The 15,031-nt window shown below is 71.3% G+C and carries 13 protein-coding genes; 6 read left to right on the top strand and 7 right to left on the bottom strand.

Annotated elements, in window-relative coordinates; translation table 11 throughout:
* The first annotated feature begins 17 nt into the window (after positions 1-17).
* Complete coding sequence (locus tag WMF44_RS33355) at positions 18-608, top strand: Uma2 family endonuclease (protein WP_437294088.1); 591 nt, start codon at positions 18-20, stop codon at positions 606-608.
* A 420-nt stretch (positions 609-1,028) separates the two neighbouring features.
* Here WMF44_RS33355 and WMF44_RS33350 read toward each other — a convergent pair whose 3' ends face one another.
* Entirely contained in the window at positions 1,029-3,485 is a 2,457-nt protein-coding gene (locus WMF44_RS33350; protein ID WP_437294087.1) for an SUMF1/EgtB/PvdO family nonheme iron enzyme, read from the bottom strand.
* Between the two features lie 255 nt (positions 3,486-3,740).
* Between WMF44_RS33350 and WMF44_RS33345 the strand changes: the two genes are divergently transcribed.
* Positions 3,741-4,298, top strand: a complete 558-nt coding sequence (locus WMF44_RS33345) for a DJ-1 family glyoxalase III (RefSeq protein ID WP_437294086.1) — start codon at positions 3,741-3,743, stop codon at positions 4,296-4,298.
* 82 nt (positions 4,299-4,380) lie between these two features.
* Entirely contained in the window at positions 4,381-5,184 is an 804-nt protein-coding gene (locus WMF44_RS33340) for an SDR family NAD(P)-dependent oxidoreductase (RefSeq protein WP_437294085.1), read from the top strand.
* 42 nt (positions 5,185-5,226) lie between these two features.
* Here the strand turns inward: WMF44_RS33340 and WMF44_RS33335 are convergent, their stop codons facing one another.
* Entirely contained in the window at positions 5,227-5,799 is a 573-nt protein-coding gene (locus tag WMF44_RS33335) for a Uma2 family endonuclease (protein WP_437294084.1), read from the bottom strand.
* 231 nt (positions 5,800-6,030) lie between these two features.
* Here WMF44_RS33335 and WMF44_RS33330 point away from each other — a divergent pair, with 231 nt between their 5' ends.
* The gene (locus WMF44_RS33330) at positions 6,031-7,779 is read left to right on the top strand and encodes a carbon starvation CstA family protein (protein WP_437294083.1); all 1,749 of its coding nucleotides are present in this window, start codon (positions 6,031-6,033) and stop codon (positions 7,777-7,779) included.
* A gap of 3 nt (positions 7,780-7,782) precedes the next feature.
* Here the strand turns inward: WMF44_RS33330 and WMF44_RS33325 are convergent, their stop codons facing one another.
* From WMF44_RS33325 to WMF44_RS33310, 4 genes are all read right to left on the bottom strand, one after another.
* Entirely contained in the window at positions 7,783-8,829 is a 1,047-nt protein-coding gene (locus WMF44_RS33325; RefSeq protein ID WP_437294082.1) for a Glu/Leu/Phe/Val dehydrogenase dimerization domain-containing protein, read from the bottom strand.
* A gap of 119 nt (positions 8,830-8,948) precedes the next feature.
* Positions 8,949-10,058: a hypothetical protein gene (locus tag WMF44_RS33320; protein ID WP_437294081.1), complete on the bottom strand. Its 1,110-nt coding sequence runs from the start codon at positions 10,056-10,058 to the stop codon at positions 8,949-8,951.
* Between the two features lie 17 nt (positions 10,059-10,075).
* Positions 10,076-10,729 (bottom strand): metallophosphoesterase family protein, encoded by a 654-nt coding sequence (locus tag WMF44_RS33315; RefSeq protein WP_437294080.1) that lies wholly within the window; start codon positions 10,727-10,729, stop codon positions 10,076-10,078.
* Positions 10,726-11,508 (bottom strand): hypothetical protein, encoded by a 783-nt coding sequence (locus WMF44_RS33310; protein ID WP_437294079.1) that lies wholly within the window; start codon positions 11,506-11,508, stop codon positions 10,726-10,728. The genes WMF44_RS33315 and WMF44_RS33310 overlap by 4 nt, the downstream gene beginning before the upstream one ends.
* 160 nt (positions 11,509-11,668) lie before the next feature.
* Here WMF44_RS33310 and WMF44_RS33305 point away from each other — a divergent pair, with 160 nt between their 5' ends.
* Positions 11,669-13,192 carry an AlkA N-terminal domain-containing protein gene (locus WMF44_RS33305; protein WP_437294078.1) on the top strand — a complete coding sequence of 508 codons (1,524 nt, stop codon included), beginning with the start codon at positions 11,669-11,671 and terminating at the stop codon, positions 13,190-13,192.
* Complete coding sequence (locus WMF44_RS33300) at positions 13,173-13,700, top strand: methylated-DNA--[protein]-cysteine S-methyltransferase (RefSeq protein WP_437294077.1); 528 nt, start codon at positions 13,173-13,175, stop codon at positions 13,698-13,700. Before WMF44_RS33305 ends, WMF44_RS33300 begins: the two co-directional genes overlap by 20 nt.
* Here the strand turns inward: WMF44_RS33300 and WMF44_RS33295 are convergent.
* A complete protein-coding gene (locus tag WMF44_RS33295) occupies positions 13,665-14,975 on the bottom strand; it encodes a MopE-related protein (RefSeq protein ID WP_437294076.1) in 1,311 nt (436 codons plus the stop codon). The two genes, WMF44_RS33300 and WMF44_RS33295, sit on opposite strands and share 36 nt — an antisense overlap.
* Positions 14,976-15,031: the final 56 nt, after the last annotated feature.

Raw genomic sequence — 15,031 nt, 5'->3', positions numbered from 1 at the left:
CCGGGCACGCTTTGCCCATGGGGCAGCCCGGCGAGAAGCAGCGCCGCGCCACGTACGCCGACCTCGAGGCCGTCCCGCCGAACAAGGTGGCGGAGCTCATTCGCGGCACCCTGCACGTGTTCCCCCGTCCGGCGCCGCGGCACGCGCGCGCCAGCTCGGGCCTGGGGGCCGAGCTGACCGGCCCGTTCGACCATGGCAAGGGCGGCCCGGGCGGGTGGTGGATCCTGGACGAGCCCGAACTTCACTTCCCCGACCCGACGGCGCCTGGCGAGATCGACGCGCTCGTGCCCGACCTCGCCGGCTGGCGCCGCGAGCGCATGCCCGAGCTGCCCGAGACGGCGTACTTCGCGCTCGCCCCGGACTGGATCTGCGAGGTCCTGAGCCCGTCGACCGAGGACGTCGACCGCACGGAGAAGCTGCCGATCTATGCGCGCGAGGGCGTGCGGTACGCCTGGCTGGTCGATCCGATCGCGCGCACGCTCGAGGTGCTCTCTCTCGTGTCCGATCGAAGCTGGGAGCGCGGTCCGATCCACCGCGACGCCGCCCGCGTTCGCGTCGCTCCCTTCGAGGCGATCGAGCTCGACCTCTCGGTCCTCTGGGCGAAGTAGTAGCTCCTCGGTTGCCTGGCGACGGGAGGTTCCGTTCGACGCTCTCGGTACCGGCTCTCGTCGTGGTCGGTCAGCTGGGGCGGCGGCTCGGCGCCGACGTGGCGAAGGCCCCGGGCTCAGCGGCACCGAGACATCTCGGCCAGGAAACTGACTAAAATTAGACGTAATCCAAAGGATCAGCTCTGTATTCTGGCTAAATGAAGGCTCCGCTCAGAATTGAATCTCTCGGATCCAGGTGATCGAAAGCCACATCGAGAGAATCAACTCTGGGAACCAGTTCAACCTGCCCAGGATCCAGAGAGAACGCTCAGGAATCGAGCGAAACGGCCCGCCCGGGCCCTGTGGGGTCGGTGAGCCGTGGACGGACGGCACCGGATCCGGCCATGCCGCGCGGGAGGACCGGGGGCTCAGCGCTTCAGCTCAGGGCGCCGCCGCTCCCTGCTCGGCCGGCGCAGCCTGCTGCTCGGGGGCGGGCGGCTGCGCGGCGGCGCCCTCCTGCGCCGGCGCATCCATGGCGCAGCGGAAGCCGATCCAGGCGTGCGCCGTCACGGGCGCCGCGGCGGTGCGGTAGGTGGCGGAGAGCTTCTCGGGGCCGTCCAGGAAGCTGCCGCCGCGCACGACCTTGAGCGGGAAGGTCGGGTCGCCCTGCGGGTTCTCGCCGCCGGGCGGCGGGAAGACGAGGCCGTCCGAGACCCACTCGGACACGTCGCCGGCGAGATCGTAGACGCCCTCCGGGGTGCGATCGCTGGGGTGGGCGCCGGACGCGCAGGTCGCGACCTCGGTGCCGCGCGCGAGGCAGCCCTCGTTGCGATCGTAGCAGGCGCGCTCGCAGGTCGGCGCCTCGTCGCCCCACACGAACGCCCGGCCGGCGGCGCCGCGCGCGGCGACCTCCCACTCCGCCTCGGTGGGCAGGCGCCGGCCGCGGAAGCGGCAGTAGCTCTCGGCCTGGGAGTAGTCGACGCAGTTGATCGGGTGCCCGGTCGCGTTGCGGGGCTCGTTGCAGCGCCGCGTCCAGAGCTCGGCCTCCCGCTGCTCCTCGGGCGCCGCCGGCGCCTGCGCGCCGGGCACGAGCTCGGGCGTCAGCGAGACGTGATCCGCGGTCGAGCACATGCGCTGCTGCATGCAGGCCCGGTAGGCGCGGACGGTCACCTCGTTGCGATCGATGTAGAACCCGCGGGTGAGCGTCACCTGGCGCGCCTCGCCCGCGGCGCCGATCGTGGTCGAGATGGGCCCGATGAAGACCATGTCCGCGGGCGGCGCGGCGGGCGCGGCGGGCTCGGCGGAAGGCGCCGCGGCGGAGGCGCTCGCGGTCGGCGCGGCGCTGGCGGGCGCCGGCACGCCCGCCGCGGCCGTCGCGGCGCGCCCGGCGGACGACGTCGCGGTGGCGCGCGCGGCCGGCGCCTTCGCCGGCTTCTTGTCGGGCGCCCGCGTCAGGACGTACGCCGTCGCGCCGGCGCCGCCGAGCACGAGCGCCGCCACGAACCAGGGAAGCGCCGCGCGCGCGGCGCTGCGGCGCTGCGGCGCTGCGACCGGCGGCGCGGCGTGCGGCGGTCCGCCCGGCGCGGCCTGGGGGTGCGGGGCCGCGCCGGGGTGCGGGGCCGCGCCGGCCGCAGGGGGGCTGGCGGGCGCGACCGTCTCGATCATGGAGTCCTCGACCTGCGCGGTCCTGGAGCCCCCCGTCGCCAGCGCGCCGCCCCCGTCTCTCGCCCGAGGCGCCGCGCCGCCCGTCGCGCCGGCGGCCTGCGGCCCGCTCGCGCCGTGGCTCACCTTGACGATGGCAGGCCGCGCCGGGGCGGGCGCGTGCGCGTCGGCGAGCATCGTCGGCTCGCTCGGCCCGACGGCCACGCCGAGCCCCTGCGCGGCCGCGTACTCCGCGGTCGACTGCCCCGCCGCGTGCTCCCCGGAGGGACCGCCGCGACCCGCGAAGGACCCCGCGCGCTCGCCGTGCGCCGCGGCCGAGAGCGCGTCCCAGAACTCGCCTGCGCTCGTGAAGCGGTGCTTGGGCTCGATCGCGAGCGCCTTGTCGAGCACGCGCTCGATCGCCTCGGGCGCGTCCGGGAGCCCGCGCGCGCGCAGCGTGGGGCGCACCGCCGGATCGGCGGAGGCGACGTAGAGCTGCGTGGGGTCGTCCCCCTCGAGCGCGCGCCTGCCGCTCACGAGCTCGACGAAGATGAGCCCGAGCGCGAACACGTCGGTCCACGGGCCCGTCGCGCCGCGCGCCTTGTTGAACTGCTCGGGCGCGCCGTAGCGCGGCGTGAACGCGCTCGGCCCCTGCCGGGTCGCGGCGAGCGCCTCGGTGAACGTCGGGTGATCGGACAGCACCTTGGCGATGCCGAAATCGAGCACCTTCAGCGTCCGCGCCCCGCCGACGTGGGTGAGGAACAGGTTCGCCGGCTTCACGTCCCGGTGCGCGACCTTGTGCGCGTGCGCGACGGCGAGCGCGCGCGCGGCCGGGGTGAGCAGCTGGATCGCCTCGGCGATCGACATGCCGGCCTCGCCCCGCTCGCGCCGCTCCCGGAGGTATTGCCCGAGCGTCTGGCCCTCCAGCCACTCCAGCACCAGGTAGGGCACCCACACGCCGGCCTGGGTGGTGAACGCGCCGACGTCGAGCGCCTGCACGATGCCCGAGGTGGCCCGCGACAGCCGGTGCAGGATCCGCCCCTCGCCTCGCAGCGTCTCGAGCAGCGCGTCGCGCTCCGAGGCGTCGAGCGAGGCCGGCAGCTTCAGGCACTTGATCGCGATGAGCTCGCCGAAGCCCTCGTGCATCCCCCGGTAGACGACGCCGAACCCGCCGTCGCCGATGACGGCGGCGACGCGGTACTTCCCCTCGATGGTCTGCCCCGAGAGGCCAAACGGATCGTCGGACGGCTCCGCCATGCCCCGCTCCTAGCGCGTCGCCGTGCCCAGGCAAAGGGGCTTCCGCGCCGCCCGCCCCCGCAAGCTCGCGCGCGCTTGCATCGGCTCGCATCTGCTTGCATCTGCTTGCACCTGCTCGCATCTGCTCGCATCGGCTTGCATATGCTTGCATGCGCTCGCTCAGCCTGCGCCCGCGCAGCGCTCGGTTTCTACGCGGTTCACCTCCGGCTCGCGTCCGGCTTGCATCCGGCGGCCCGCGGCCCCATGCCGGCGCTCATGAAGACGCCGCGAGCGCTCGTGATCCTTGCCGAGGGAGCCGAGGAGATGGAAACGACGATCATCGTCGATGTCCTGCGCCGCGCCGAGGTCGAGGTCGTCCTCGCCGGGCTCGATGGCCCGGGCCCGGTGCGCTGCAGCCGAGGCGTGCGCCTCGTGCCGGACGCGGATCTCTCGGCGGTGACGGGCGACTTCGACGTGGTGGTCCTCCCGGGCGGCAAGGGCGGGGCCGACCGGCTGGCCAGCTCGCCGGCCGTCGGGGAGCGCCTTCACGCGCAGGCGCAGGCGGGCCGCATCGTCGCGGCGATCTGCGCCGCGCCGATCGCGCTCGCGGCGCACGGGCTCTTCCAGGGCCGCAGGATGGCGTGCCACCCGTCCGTGAACGACGTGGTGTCGGCGCACGGCGAGCTCCTCACGAGCCCGGTCGTCGAGGACGGGCTGCTCGTCACGAGCCAGGGGCCGGGCACAGCCATGGCGTTCGCGCTCGCGCTCGTCGCGCGGCTCCGGGGCGAGGAGATCGCCGCGAAGGTGCGCGCGCCGATGATGCTGACGGCCTGAGCGAGATCGGCGCTCGGCTGGCCGAGTTTCCTCTAGGCTACCCAGGACGTCGGATCTGCTTTCCGCGTTCACGGAGGTCGAGATGAAGCTTATTTCCAGGAGCGCAATTGTCACCGGGGGTGGTCAGGGGATCGGTCGCGAGATCGCGAGAGACCTCATGAGTCGCGGCAGCAACGTGCTGCTCTTCGGCCGGACGGCGGCGAAGGTCGAGGCGGCGGCCGAGGAGCTGAACCGCGCGGCCGACGGCGCGGCGCGCGCGCTGCCCTTCCTGGGCGACGCGTCCCGCGCCGAGGACGTGTCGCGCGCCGTCGAGGCGGCGACGTCGGCGTTCGGATTGCCGGGGATCCTCGTGAACAACGCGGGGATCGCCACGCTCGCGCTCCTGACGGACCTGCCGGAGGAGGATTTCGACAGCGTCCTCGACACCAACCTGAAGGGCCCCTTCCTCTTCATGAAGGCGGTCGCCCGCGGCCTCATCGCCGCGAAGCAGCCGGGCGCCTTCGTCAACATCAGCTCCATCAACCAGGTGCTGGCGACCGACGGCATGTCGCATTACTGCGCCTCCAAGGCGGCCCTCGCGCAGCTCACCAAGGTGGCCGCGTCCGAGCTCGGGCGCCACGGCATCCGGGTGAACGTGGTGGCGCCGGGGCTCATCCGGACGCCGCTCGTCGACGGCATCGGATTCACGGCGGGGCTCAGCGCCCAGAGGTTCCTCGAGCGCACGCCGCTCGGTCGGATCGGGGAGACGACCGACGTGGCGCCCGTGGTCTCGTTCCTCTGCAGCGAGGAGGCGCGCTGGATCACCGGCGATACGGTGTTCGTCGACGGCGGGAACAACCTCCACGGCCTGCACAGCTACTGGGACACGATGAACGCCAGCCGCTGAGGGCGGAGCGTCTCCGCGGAGACCCGTCGCCCTCCAGCGAGGCTATGCGCCCTCGTCCCAGAGCGGCGCGAGATCGAGCTCGATCGCGTCGAACGGCTCGGCCCGCACCCTCACGCTCCCGTGGAACGTGTCGACGAGCAGCCACTTCGCCCCGAGCAGCCGGAAGACCTCGAGGGTCCGCAGCTCTGGATCGGCGAGCCACACATGGCTCACGCCGCTCGCGGCGTAGAGCGGCATCTTCTCGCTGCGATCGGTCGCGGCCGTGCTGTCGCCGGAGAGCACCTCGCAGATCCAGTCCGGGATGACCGTGAGAGGCCCTTTCCTGGGCGCCGCGAAGCGCGTGCGGTGCCATCCGGCGAGGTCGGGCACGCGAATGTCGCCGCCAAGATCGATGCGCGGCTCGACACGGAAGACCCAGCCCCCGGGGCCGCCGTCTTTCCCGAACCGGAAGGGCCCCCCGAGCAGGCTGGTCAGGTTCGACTGCGCGGCCGAGTGAGGATCGTTCGGCCGCGGATGCATCACGAGCTCACCGTCGATGATCTCGCCGATGTAGCCCTCGGGCACGGCATCGAGATCCTCCCACGTCTTCGGCAGGTCCCTGGCGGCTTCGGCCATGGCGCCAGCATAGCCCAGCGGAAGGGGAGGGGCGGCGAGGCGCCCGCGGCGACCTGGGGCTCCAGCGCAAAGTGAGACCACCCCGGAGCGCTCCAGGTGAGGGCTGCTCAGGGCCGCTCCTGCCGATCCTCGCGAGCGCCAGGGTTGAGCCAAGCCGCCCGGCCGGCGCCCCTCCGTCGCCCCTCGTTCGCAGGACCACATCGGCGCCAGGATGGCCTTATACTCCGCCGCGTGCTGCCGCTGCTCGCCCTGACTGTCATCGTCGTGCTGTGCCTTGGCTACCGCTTCTACGGGCGGATCGTCGCGCGCAACTACGCGCTCGACGACGGCGCCGTGACGCCCGCGGTGAAGGTGAACGACGGCGAGGACTACGTCCCCACGAAGCCGTTCTACCTCTTCGGGCAGCACTTCAGCGCCATCGCCGCCGCCGGGCCGATCGCCGGCCCCATCCTCGCCGGCCAGGCGTTCGGGTGGCTCCCGTGCATCCTCTGGATCGCCATCGGCGTCGTGTTCATCGGCGCGGTGCACGACTTCTCCGCGCTCATCGCGAGCGTCCGCCACGAGGCGGAGAGCGTCGCCGAGATCGCGAAGCGGCACATCGGCCGGCGCGCCTGGCTGTCGATGATGATCTTCATCTGGCTCGCGCTGTCCTACGTGATTGTCGCCTTCACGGACATCACGGCGAGCACCTTCGTCGGCAAGACCGAGGAGTTCGAGGGCGGTACGTTCCAGTTCAACCCCGGCGGCGCCGTCGCCGCGGCGAGCGCCGCCTACCTCGGCCTCTCCATCGTCATGGGTGTCGTCGAGCGGTACCTCAAGCCGCCGCTCTGGCTCACCACGCTCCTCTTCGTGCCCGCGACGCTCGGCGTCGTCTGGCTCGGCACGAAGATCTCGACGGCCTTCGTCCTGCCGCTCGACAACCCGCAGCGCGCGTTCGGCCTCATCATCCTCGTCTACTGCCTCATCGCCTCGCTCCTGCCGGTCTGGCTGCTCCTCCAGCCGCGCGGCTACCTGGGCGGGTTCGTCCTCTACATCGCGCTCGCGGTCGGCGTGATCGGGATCTTCTTCGGGAACCTCCGTTATCCGGGGGAGTTCGAGCTGCGCCAGCCCGCGTTCACCACGTTCAACGCCGGCGGCGCGACCGGCATGCTCTTCCCGTTCCTGTTCGTCACCATCGCCTGCGGCGCCTGCTCGGGCTTCCACGGGCTCGTCTGCTCGGGGACGACGTCGAAGCAGATCTCGAAGGAGACGCACACCCACCCGGTGGGCTACGGCGCGATGCTGGCCGAGGCGTTCGTCGCGCTGATCGCGCTCGCGACGCTCGTCATCGTGGCGCAGGGGACGAAGCTGGGCGGGCCGGGCAAGATCTACGGCGACGGGATCGGCAAGTTCCTCACCGTCATCATCGGCAAGGAGCACTTCCTGTTCGCCGCGACGTTCGGCGCCATGGCGTTCTCCACCTTCGTGTTCGACACGCTCGACGTCTCGACGCGCCTCAGCCGCTACATCCTCCAGGAGCTCTTCAACTGGAAGGGGCGCGTGGTGTCCGCGGCCGCGACGGCGATCTCGCTGGCGCCGCCCACGCTGTTCATCATGACCGCGCGCCCGCCCGCGCCCGGCGTGCGGCCCGCGTACCTCGACTTCTGGACGCTGTTCGGCACGAGCAACCAGCTGCTCGCGGCGCTGACGCTCCTCGCGGTCACCGTCTGGCTGCACCGCGAGAAGCGGCGCATCTGGTACACGGCGATCCCGATGGTGTTCGTCATGACGATCACGGTGTGGGCCCTCATCCTCCAGGTGCGGACCGCGTTCGCCGCCGTGCGGACCGAGGGGCTCGCGCTGAACGCGACGACGCTGAACGGCGTCGTGGGGCTCGCGCTGATCGGGCTCGCGGTGTCGCTGATGGTCGAGGCGGTGAAGGCGCTCAAGAACGGCCCGGCCGCCGAGCCGGCGCCCGGGCCAGGGGCGCTGACGCGGTAGCGCTCACCCCGCCGCGGCGCGCTCCCGCAGGCGCGCCTCGGCAAGCCGCTCGGCGGCGAGCTGCGGCGAGACGCCGTCGCTCGCCGCCATCTCGAGGACCCTGAGGACCGTGTCGTAGATCGCCTGGACGCGCCGGTGGACCTCGGCGCGGGACCAGCCGAAGAGATCCGCGCCGCCGCTCAGCACGCCGCCTGCGTTGGCCACGACGTCGGGGACGTAGACGACGCCGCGCGCGGCGAGCGCGTCGCCGTGGCGCGGCTCGAGGAGCTGGTTGTTGGCCGCGCCCGCGACGATCTCGGCCCTCAGCTCCTGCACGGCGCGGTCGTCGAGGACGCCGCCGAGCGCGCACGGGGCGAAGATGTCGGCCTGGGCCGAGGTGATCGCGTCCGGCGGCACCACCGTGGCGCCGAGCGCGGCGGCGACGTGGCGGGCGCGATCCGGGTCGACGTCCGCGACGAGCAGCCGCGCGCCCAACCGGTGGAGCTCGGCCGCGAGCCGGCCGCCGACGCTGCCGCAGCCCTGGAGCGCGACGGTCCGGCCCGCGAGCTCGTCGCTGCCCCACCGGTGGCGGGCTCCGGCCTGGATCGCGCGGAGCACGCCCCGCGCGGTCCACGGCGACGGGTCGCCGCCCTCGCCGGCGAGGCCCTTCACGTGGCGCGTCTCGCGCCGGATGAGCTCCATGTCCGCGGGGGTGGTGCCCACGTCCTCGCCCGTGATGAACCTGCCGCCGAGGCGCTCGATGAAGCGCCCGTGCGCGCGGAACAGCCGCTCCCGGTCGAGCGGCTCCGCGCCGCCGCGGAGGACGACCGCCTTGCCGCCGCCGACGTCCATCCCGGCGAGCGCGTTCTTGTAGGTCATGCCGCGCGACAGGCGCAGCGCGTCCACGAGCGCCTCCTCGTCGCTCGCGTACCCGAGGAGCCGCGTCCCGCCGAGCGCCGGGCCCAGCGCGGTGCTGTGGATCGCGATGATCGCGCGGTATCCGGCGGGCTCGTCCGCGCAGAACAGCACCTGCTCGTGCCCCATGGCGGCGATCGTCTCGAAAAAATTCATACTTCGCGCTGAGCTTACCAGGTGGAGCAGGCGAGCCCGCCACGCGCACGGCCGTGTCAGGCTGACGATCGAGATGAGCCGGACCGTGACGCTCGCGTCCGCGAGCACAGCCATCGCTCTCAGTGATCGTAAATTCGTACCGTGACCGCTAGCCCGTCATGGGCACGACCGAGATCGCTCTCGACGCCCCTCGGGTTCTCGAACGACCCGTTCTCGTCGAATACGAGACATACGAGATGTCGCACGTCTGCGTGCTTCTTGTACTTGTTTGCATCCACGATGAGTTGCTCTCCGAGCTCCTTGGTGGAGAGCGATTTGCCGGCGTGCTTTAGCTCGATTGCCAGCCGATAGCGAGGTAATACGAAGTCGATTCGTGAAGCGCTTCCCGCATAGCTGGGGGTCCACTCTTCTCTGCGTACGTCGTCGAAGAATAAGCGTAGTAGCGAGTGGATCAAATCCTGGGCGTCGTATTCGTCGTTGACCTCCAGTGTGTGTCGGTTGCCGTGACGGCGTTTCAGCTGCCGACGCACCTCGCGAAAGCGCTCCCCGACGGTGAGCACGACCTTGACGGAGTCCAGGCTGGAACCTGCGAAGTCTAACCTCTGGCCGGAGTGCTTGGTCTCCAGCGTTCCATCCAGCAAGAGCCGCGTGAGCCGTGCGATGAGCGACGTCTTCTCCGTTACAGATCTTCGAATGTCGCCGTGCAAATCTTTCTTGAACCGATCGGCCTCCTCCGCCCCCGTCAGAAAGTGGCGAAAGTGGAATCCGTTCAGGAGGCCGATGCTCTTGAGCTTCGGATGATCGGCAAAGTCGTGGCCGTAGCCGAGCGTAACGACGTCATCGAGATCGATCTTCCGATGATCGGAGTGGTGCGACGGAGCTTCTTCGCTAAAGAGGTAGGCATAGCGGTTGGCGAGTGCACGGAAGCCGAAGTCGGCGGAATTCATGTTCCAGTGGACCAGCCTGGCGTCGGCATGTTTCTGCAAGAAGGAGAAATAGTTGTTTAGTACGTATTTCTCTCGTTCTGTGCTTTCGGAAGAGCGGTCTATTACAGAGTAGACGATGACTTCGCCGGAATTCACGCCTTCAAGTGCGATCGCGGATATGCTCGGCGGCTTGTCGCGAACCTCGTAAAAATCCTCGCAGGCGTAGTGGATCGCATAAATGAGCGATCCTGTGTCTCGCAGGCTCCTCAGTTCGTTGATGATTGAGTCGAACGTGCGATCCATCGTTGTTTCCTGCGCTCTTACACTGCGATGAAGGTCCGCTCCGGTAGAAGGAGCGCCGTTAGCGGACCATCGGCCATGCCGCAGCCCGTATCGATGCAGATTAGATTGGTGCTTTGATAGGGCTCGCCGCGCGCCTGGGGGTAGTGCCCACATACGACGAGCGGCCTTGGAAATCTCTCGGCCATGAAGATGCGTGAGCCGGCGCCATGGGCGAGCGCATCTCGCGAACGGATTTCTGGGCGCTCCGGATCGAAGCCGGCGTGAGCAATCAAGACCTCCTCCTCTTCCCAGCACGCATTCAGTCGCTCAAAGAAATCTCTGTGCTCGGGCGGAAATGCGCGAATGAACGCATGGTGTACGTCGCCTCGCGTTTCGCCCAGATAGGAGTGCAGCGTCGAGACGCCGCCCAGCTTTGCGAAAGCCGCAAAGTCCCCGCCGCGGAGGTACCTCAACAGAGCGAGATCGTGATTGCCGGCCAAGAAGTGGTACCGCCTCGGCTCGCGCTTCGATCGACAGATGAGCTCCTCGACGACCTCGGCGCTGTGCGGAGCCCCGTCGACGTAGTCGCCGACAAATACCATGGTGCGCTCGGACGGCTCCAGCCGATCGAGCATCTCCCGAAGCCTGCGCGCGTCGCCATGCACGTCACCGATCACGGCCAGCGGCTTCACGGCGCGACCCAGTCTGAAGGCGCAAGAGCGTACTCGATCGTCCCGCCATCCATGAGCAGACGGACGGCGAGGTCGGACGCCATCGGGAAGCGACGGTGCCAGCTCACGGCCAGGGCCTCGAGGCTCCCGAAGGCGTTCTTCGCACGGCCGCCGAGATGTTCGTCGAGCAGGACGAGCGCCTGCTTCCAGCGCATCTCCGCTGTCGTAGGGGATTGAGAGCGCTCGAAGAGCGCGGGGATCCGTCCGTCGCCGAGTATTGACGCAACCTGCCGCATGGCGAACGCTGGGCGTCCCTGCGACGCGCAGCGCAAATAGAGCAGCGAGCGCAGGATGAAGAGCGCAACGCGCAGGAACGCCGTCGGGCAGCGGGCCCGCTGCTCCTGCGGGACGTCGAGCACGGCAGAAGCCGCGCGCACGCCCTCCAGCACTCGGGCATAGTCAGGCTCATGCCACGCTCCGAGAGCGCTCCGTAAGGCTCCGGTGCGATCTCGGAGCACACGCCCCTCCGTGCGCAAATGGAGAACGAACAAGCTGCCACGTGTGGCCAGCTCGCGCAGGTGCTCCTCGGTATACACCGTCACCGACAACCTGCCGCTCTCGATCGCGGCGCGCGGGCGCTCATCGAGAGCCAAGAGGTCAACATCAGAGACGCCCCCGGCGTCGCCTCGCGCGACGCTGCCATAGAGCATGACTGCGGGGAACGACTCACACAGTGCCCGCACGTCCGGCAGATCGTCGAGGGAGGAGAACGACGCGGAGCTCAGGGTAGCAGCTTGCATGCGGGCATGCTCCAAACGCGACTACGATACCCTTGGGCCTCTCGGCGCGCAAAGCCTTCGCGGGTCGGGCCTCTCCCTCCGGGCCTGTGCTGGATGGCCGGGCGACCGCGTCCGAAAATGGCCAGCCGCGCGCCGGTCGCCGGGCTAGTTCCCACGGAGCATGCAGCTCGACGACGACGTCTGCTACCGAGCGCTCCGCACCCGCGATGCGCGCTTCGACGGCCGATTCTTCACGGGGGTGCGATCGACGGGCATCTACTGCCGCCCCGTCTGCCCGGCGCGGACGCCGATGCGGGCGAGCTGCCGGTTCTTCGCGACCGCGGCCGCGGCGCAGGAAGCTGGCTTCCGTCCGTGCCTGCGCTGCCGCCCCGAGGCGTCACCGGGGACGCCGGCCTGGCTGGGCGCCTCGGCTACGGTCTCCCGCGCGCTCCGCCTCATCGCGGAGGGCGCGCTCGACGAGGCCGATGCTTCGGCCCTCGGGGCGCGCCTCGGCGTGGGGGAGCGCCACCTGCGGCGGCTCTTCCAACGGTACGTCGGCGCCTCCCCGCTCGCGGTGGCTCAGACCCGGCGCCTTCTGTTCGCGAAGAAGCTCCTCGACGAGACCGCGCTCTCCATGACGGAGGTGGCGCTCTCGTCGGGATTCTCGAGCGTCCGCCGCTTCAACGATGCGATCCGCGCGGCGTACGAGCGTGCGCCGCGTGAACTGCGCGCCGTGGCGACGCGGCGGGGTGGGGGAGCGGCGCGAGCGGATCGCAGCGTCCCGGAGATCGCGCTGCGCCTCCCGTTCCGCCCACCGTTCGACTGGGACGCCCTCGCGGGCTTCCTTGGTGCGCGCGCGATCCCCGGCGTGGAGGCGGCCGAGCACGGCGCATACCGCCGCACGGTGCGCGTCGCCGGCGGGCACGGCGTCGTCGAGGTGCGGCCTGCGCCCGGCGAGGCTTGCCTGGTCGCCCGGCTGTGGTTGCCTTGCACGGAGGGGCTCATCCGTGTGGTGGAGCGCCTGCGGCGGCTCTTCGATCTCGGCGCCGATCCGCAGGCGATCGCAGCGCGGTTGGGCGTTGATCCGCGGCTCGCCCCCCGGGTCCTCGCGATGCCGGGCGTGCGCGTGCCGGGCGCGTGGGACGGCTTCGAGCTCGCGGTGCGGGCGATCCTGGGCCAGCAGGTGAGCGTCCGCGCCGCGACGCAGCTCGCGGGGCGCCTCGTCGAGCGGCACGGCGAGCCGCTCGCTGTCCGCGGAGGCCTGCCCGAGGGCGCCGAGGGGCTCCGCTTCGTCTTCCCGGCGCCCGAGGCGCTCGCCGCGGCCGATCTGACGGATCTCGGCCTGCCGCGCGCCCGCGCCGCGACGATCGCGGCGCTCGCGGCGCGCGTGGCCTCCGGCGAGGTCGCGCTCGACGCCTCGCGCGGCCTGGAGGAGACGGTGCGCGCGCTCTGCGCGGTCCCCGGCGTCGGCGCGTGGACCGCGCACTACATCGCGATGCGCGCGCTGCGCGAGCCGGACGCGTTCCCGGCCACGGATCTCGGCCTGCGGCGCGCGCTCGGCGGCGTCTCCGGCGCGGATCTCGCGGCCATGGCGGAGGCGTGGCGCCCGTGGCGGGCCTACGCCGCGGTGCTGTTGTGGACGGCGGACGCGCAGGGCGCGCGGCCCGCGGAGACGGAGGTATCGAATGGATCTCTTGCTGGATGAGGTCGAGTCGCCGGTCGGGGTCATGCTGCTCGCGGCCGGCGGCGGCGCGGTCCACGGGCTCGATTTCGCGGACTGCGCGCCCCGCCTTCGCACGTTGCTGGAGGCGCGCTACGGCGCGGTCACGCTGCGCAGCGCCGCGGATCCTCACGGCCTGTCCGGCCGGCTGAGGGCCTACTGGCGCGGCGATCTCGGCGCGCTCTCAGGCATCCCGGTCGAGCCCGGCGGCACGCCGTTCCAGCGCCGCGTCTGGGCGGAGGTCCAGCGCATTCCTCCCGGCGCGACGCGCTCCTACGGCGAGGTCGCGGCGTCCCTCGGGCAGCCGTCGGCGTCCCGCGCGGTGGGCCTGGCGAACGGCAGGAACCCGGTCTGCCTGATCATCCCCTGCCACCGCGTCGTGGGTGCCCGCGGCGACCTCACGGGCTACGCGGGCGGCATCGAGCGCAAGCGGTGGCTGCTCGCGCACGAGGGCGCCTCAGGGGAAGCAGGAGAGCGGCTCGTCCGCCACTAGGAAGAAGCCGCACTCCGTCGTGTCGGAGCAGCTATAAAACGCGTCGAGCTCCTCGCCGCATTGGTCCTCGCACACTTTGTCGATGACCCCGCGGCAGCGCTCCACGACGCAGCAAGACGCCACGGCCAGGCTCCGCTGGCACATCCGCGACGTGCAGGCCTGGATCTGATGGTCGACGCAGCCGGCGCAGTCGAACGACACACCGCGGTACGAGCGGGGAGCCGTGGTGTCCGCATCGAAGCAGTCGTCGACACACGAGCTCACCGTGCACGCGTCGATGCACGGCTCCGTGTCGGCCGAGCACCGCGGGAGGTGGGTGTCCGGCAGCGCCTCGATCGGCTCCGCGCACGCCTTCACGGCGCACGTGCCGTCCTCCCCGCACTCGCTGAGGACGTCCCGGCAGCTCGCGCCGTCGCAGCAGGGCTCGCCGACCCCGCCGCACGCCGTGCAGACGCCGTCGATGCAGTCCCCCTCGCCGCAGGCCTCGCCGCACGCGCCGCAGTGGCGCTCGTCCTCGGCGAGGTCGACGCACGTGGACCCGCACAGCGCGAGGCCATCCGCGCACGTGCACTGCCCGCCCACGCAGGTCGTGTCCGCGGGGCACGACGCCCCGCAGGCGCCGCAGTTCTCCGGATCGGACTGCACGTCGATGCAGTGGAACCCCGTGGCGGACTCGAGCGGACAGTAGCCCTGCCCGGCCGGGCACTCGCAGCGCCCGCTGACGCAGCGCGCGCCGTCGGCGCCGCAGAGGGCGCGGCCCTCGCCCTCGTCGGCCGTGCCGTTGCAGTTGTTGTCGGCGCCGTCGCACAGCTCGGCGAGCGTCGGGGCGTTGCGCGGATCGTCGTCGTCGCAGTCCGCGCCGCCGCAGATCAAGGGCAGCGCGTCGTCCCCGTCGCCGTCCAGCCCCTCGAAGACGCACTGCCGGAGCGACTCGTTGCAGCGCTCTTCCTGGGTGCACGGATCCGTGTCCGCGCAGTCGGCCGGCGTCGCGCACGCCTTGTCGTTGACGCAGGCGCCCCTCGCCCGATCACAGCGCCCGCCCGGACAGCGGGTGTCGTCCGCCTCCGACGCGCACCGGCCGCCGACGCAGCGGTCGATCGTACAGGGGACGCCGTCCGCGCAGTCCTGCGCGCTCTCGCAGGGATCGCCCGATCCTGGCCGCGGGGCGCCGCCGTCGCCGCCGTTGCAGCTCGCGAAGAGGAGCGCCGCCGACGCGACAAGCGAGGACAGACGAAAGAGAAAGGCGAACCGGCGTCTCAGCAGGGAGGTTTTCACGAGGGCGCTCCCGCGACGATAGGTTCGACCGCGACCTCCACTCAAGCCGAGCGCCG

Source organism: Sorangium sp. So ce426 (assembly GCF_051475585.1).
Classification (GTDB): Bacteria; Myxococcota_A; Polyangia; order Polyangiales; family Polyangiaceae; genus Sorangium; species Sorangium cellulosum_B.
The sequence above is the reverse complement of the archived record's forward strand: the minus strand, read 5'-3'. Positions and strand labels throughout refer to the sequence as shown.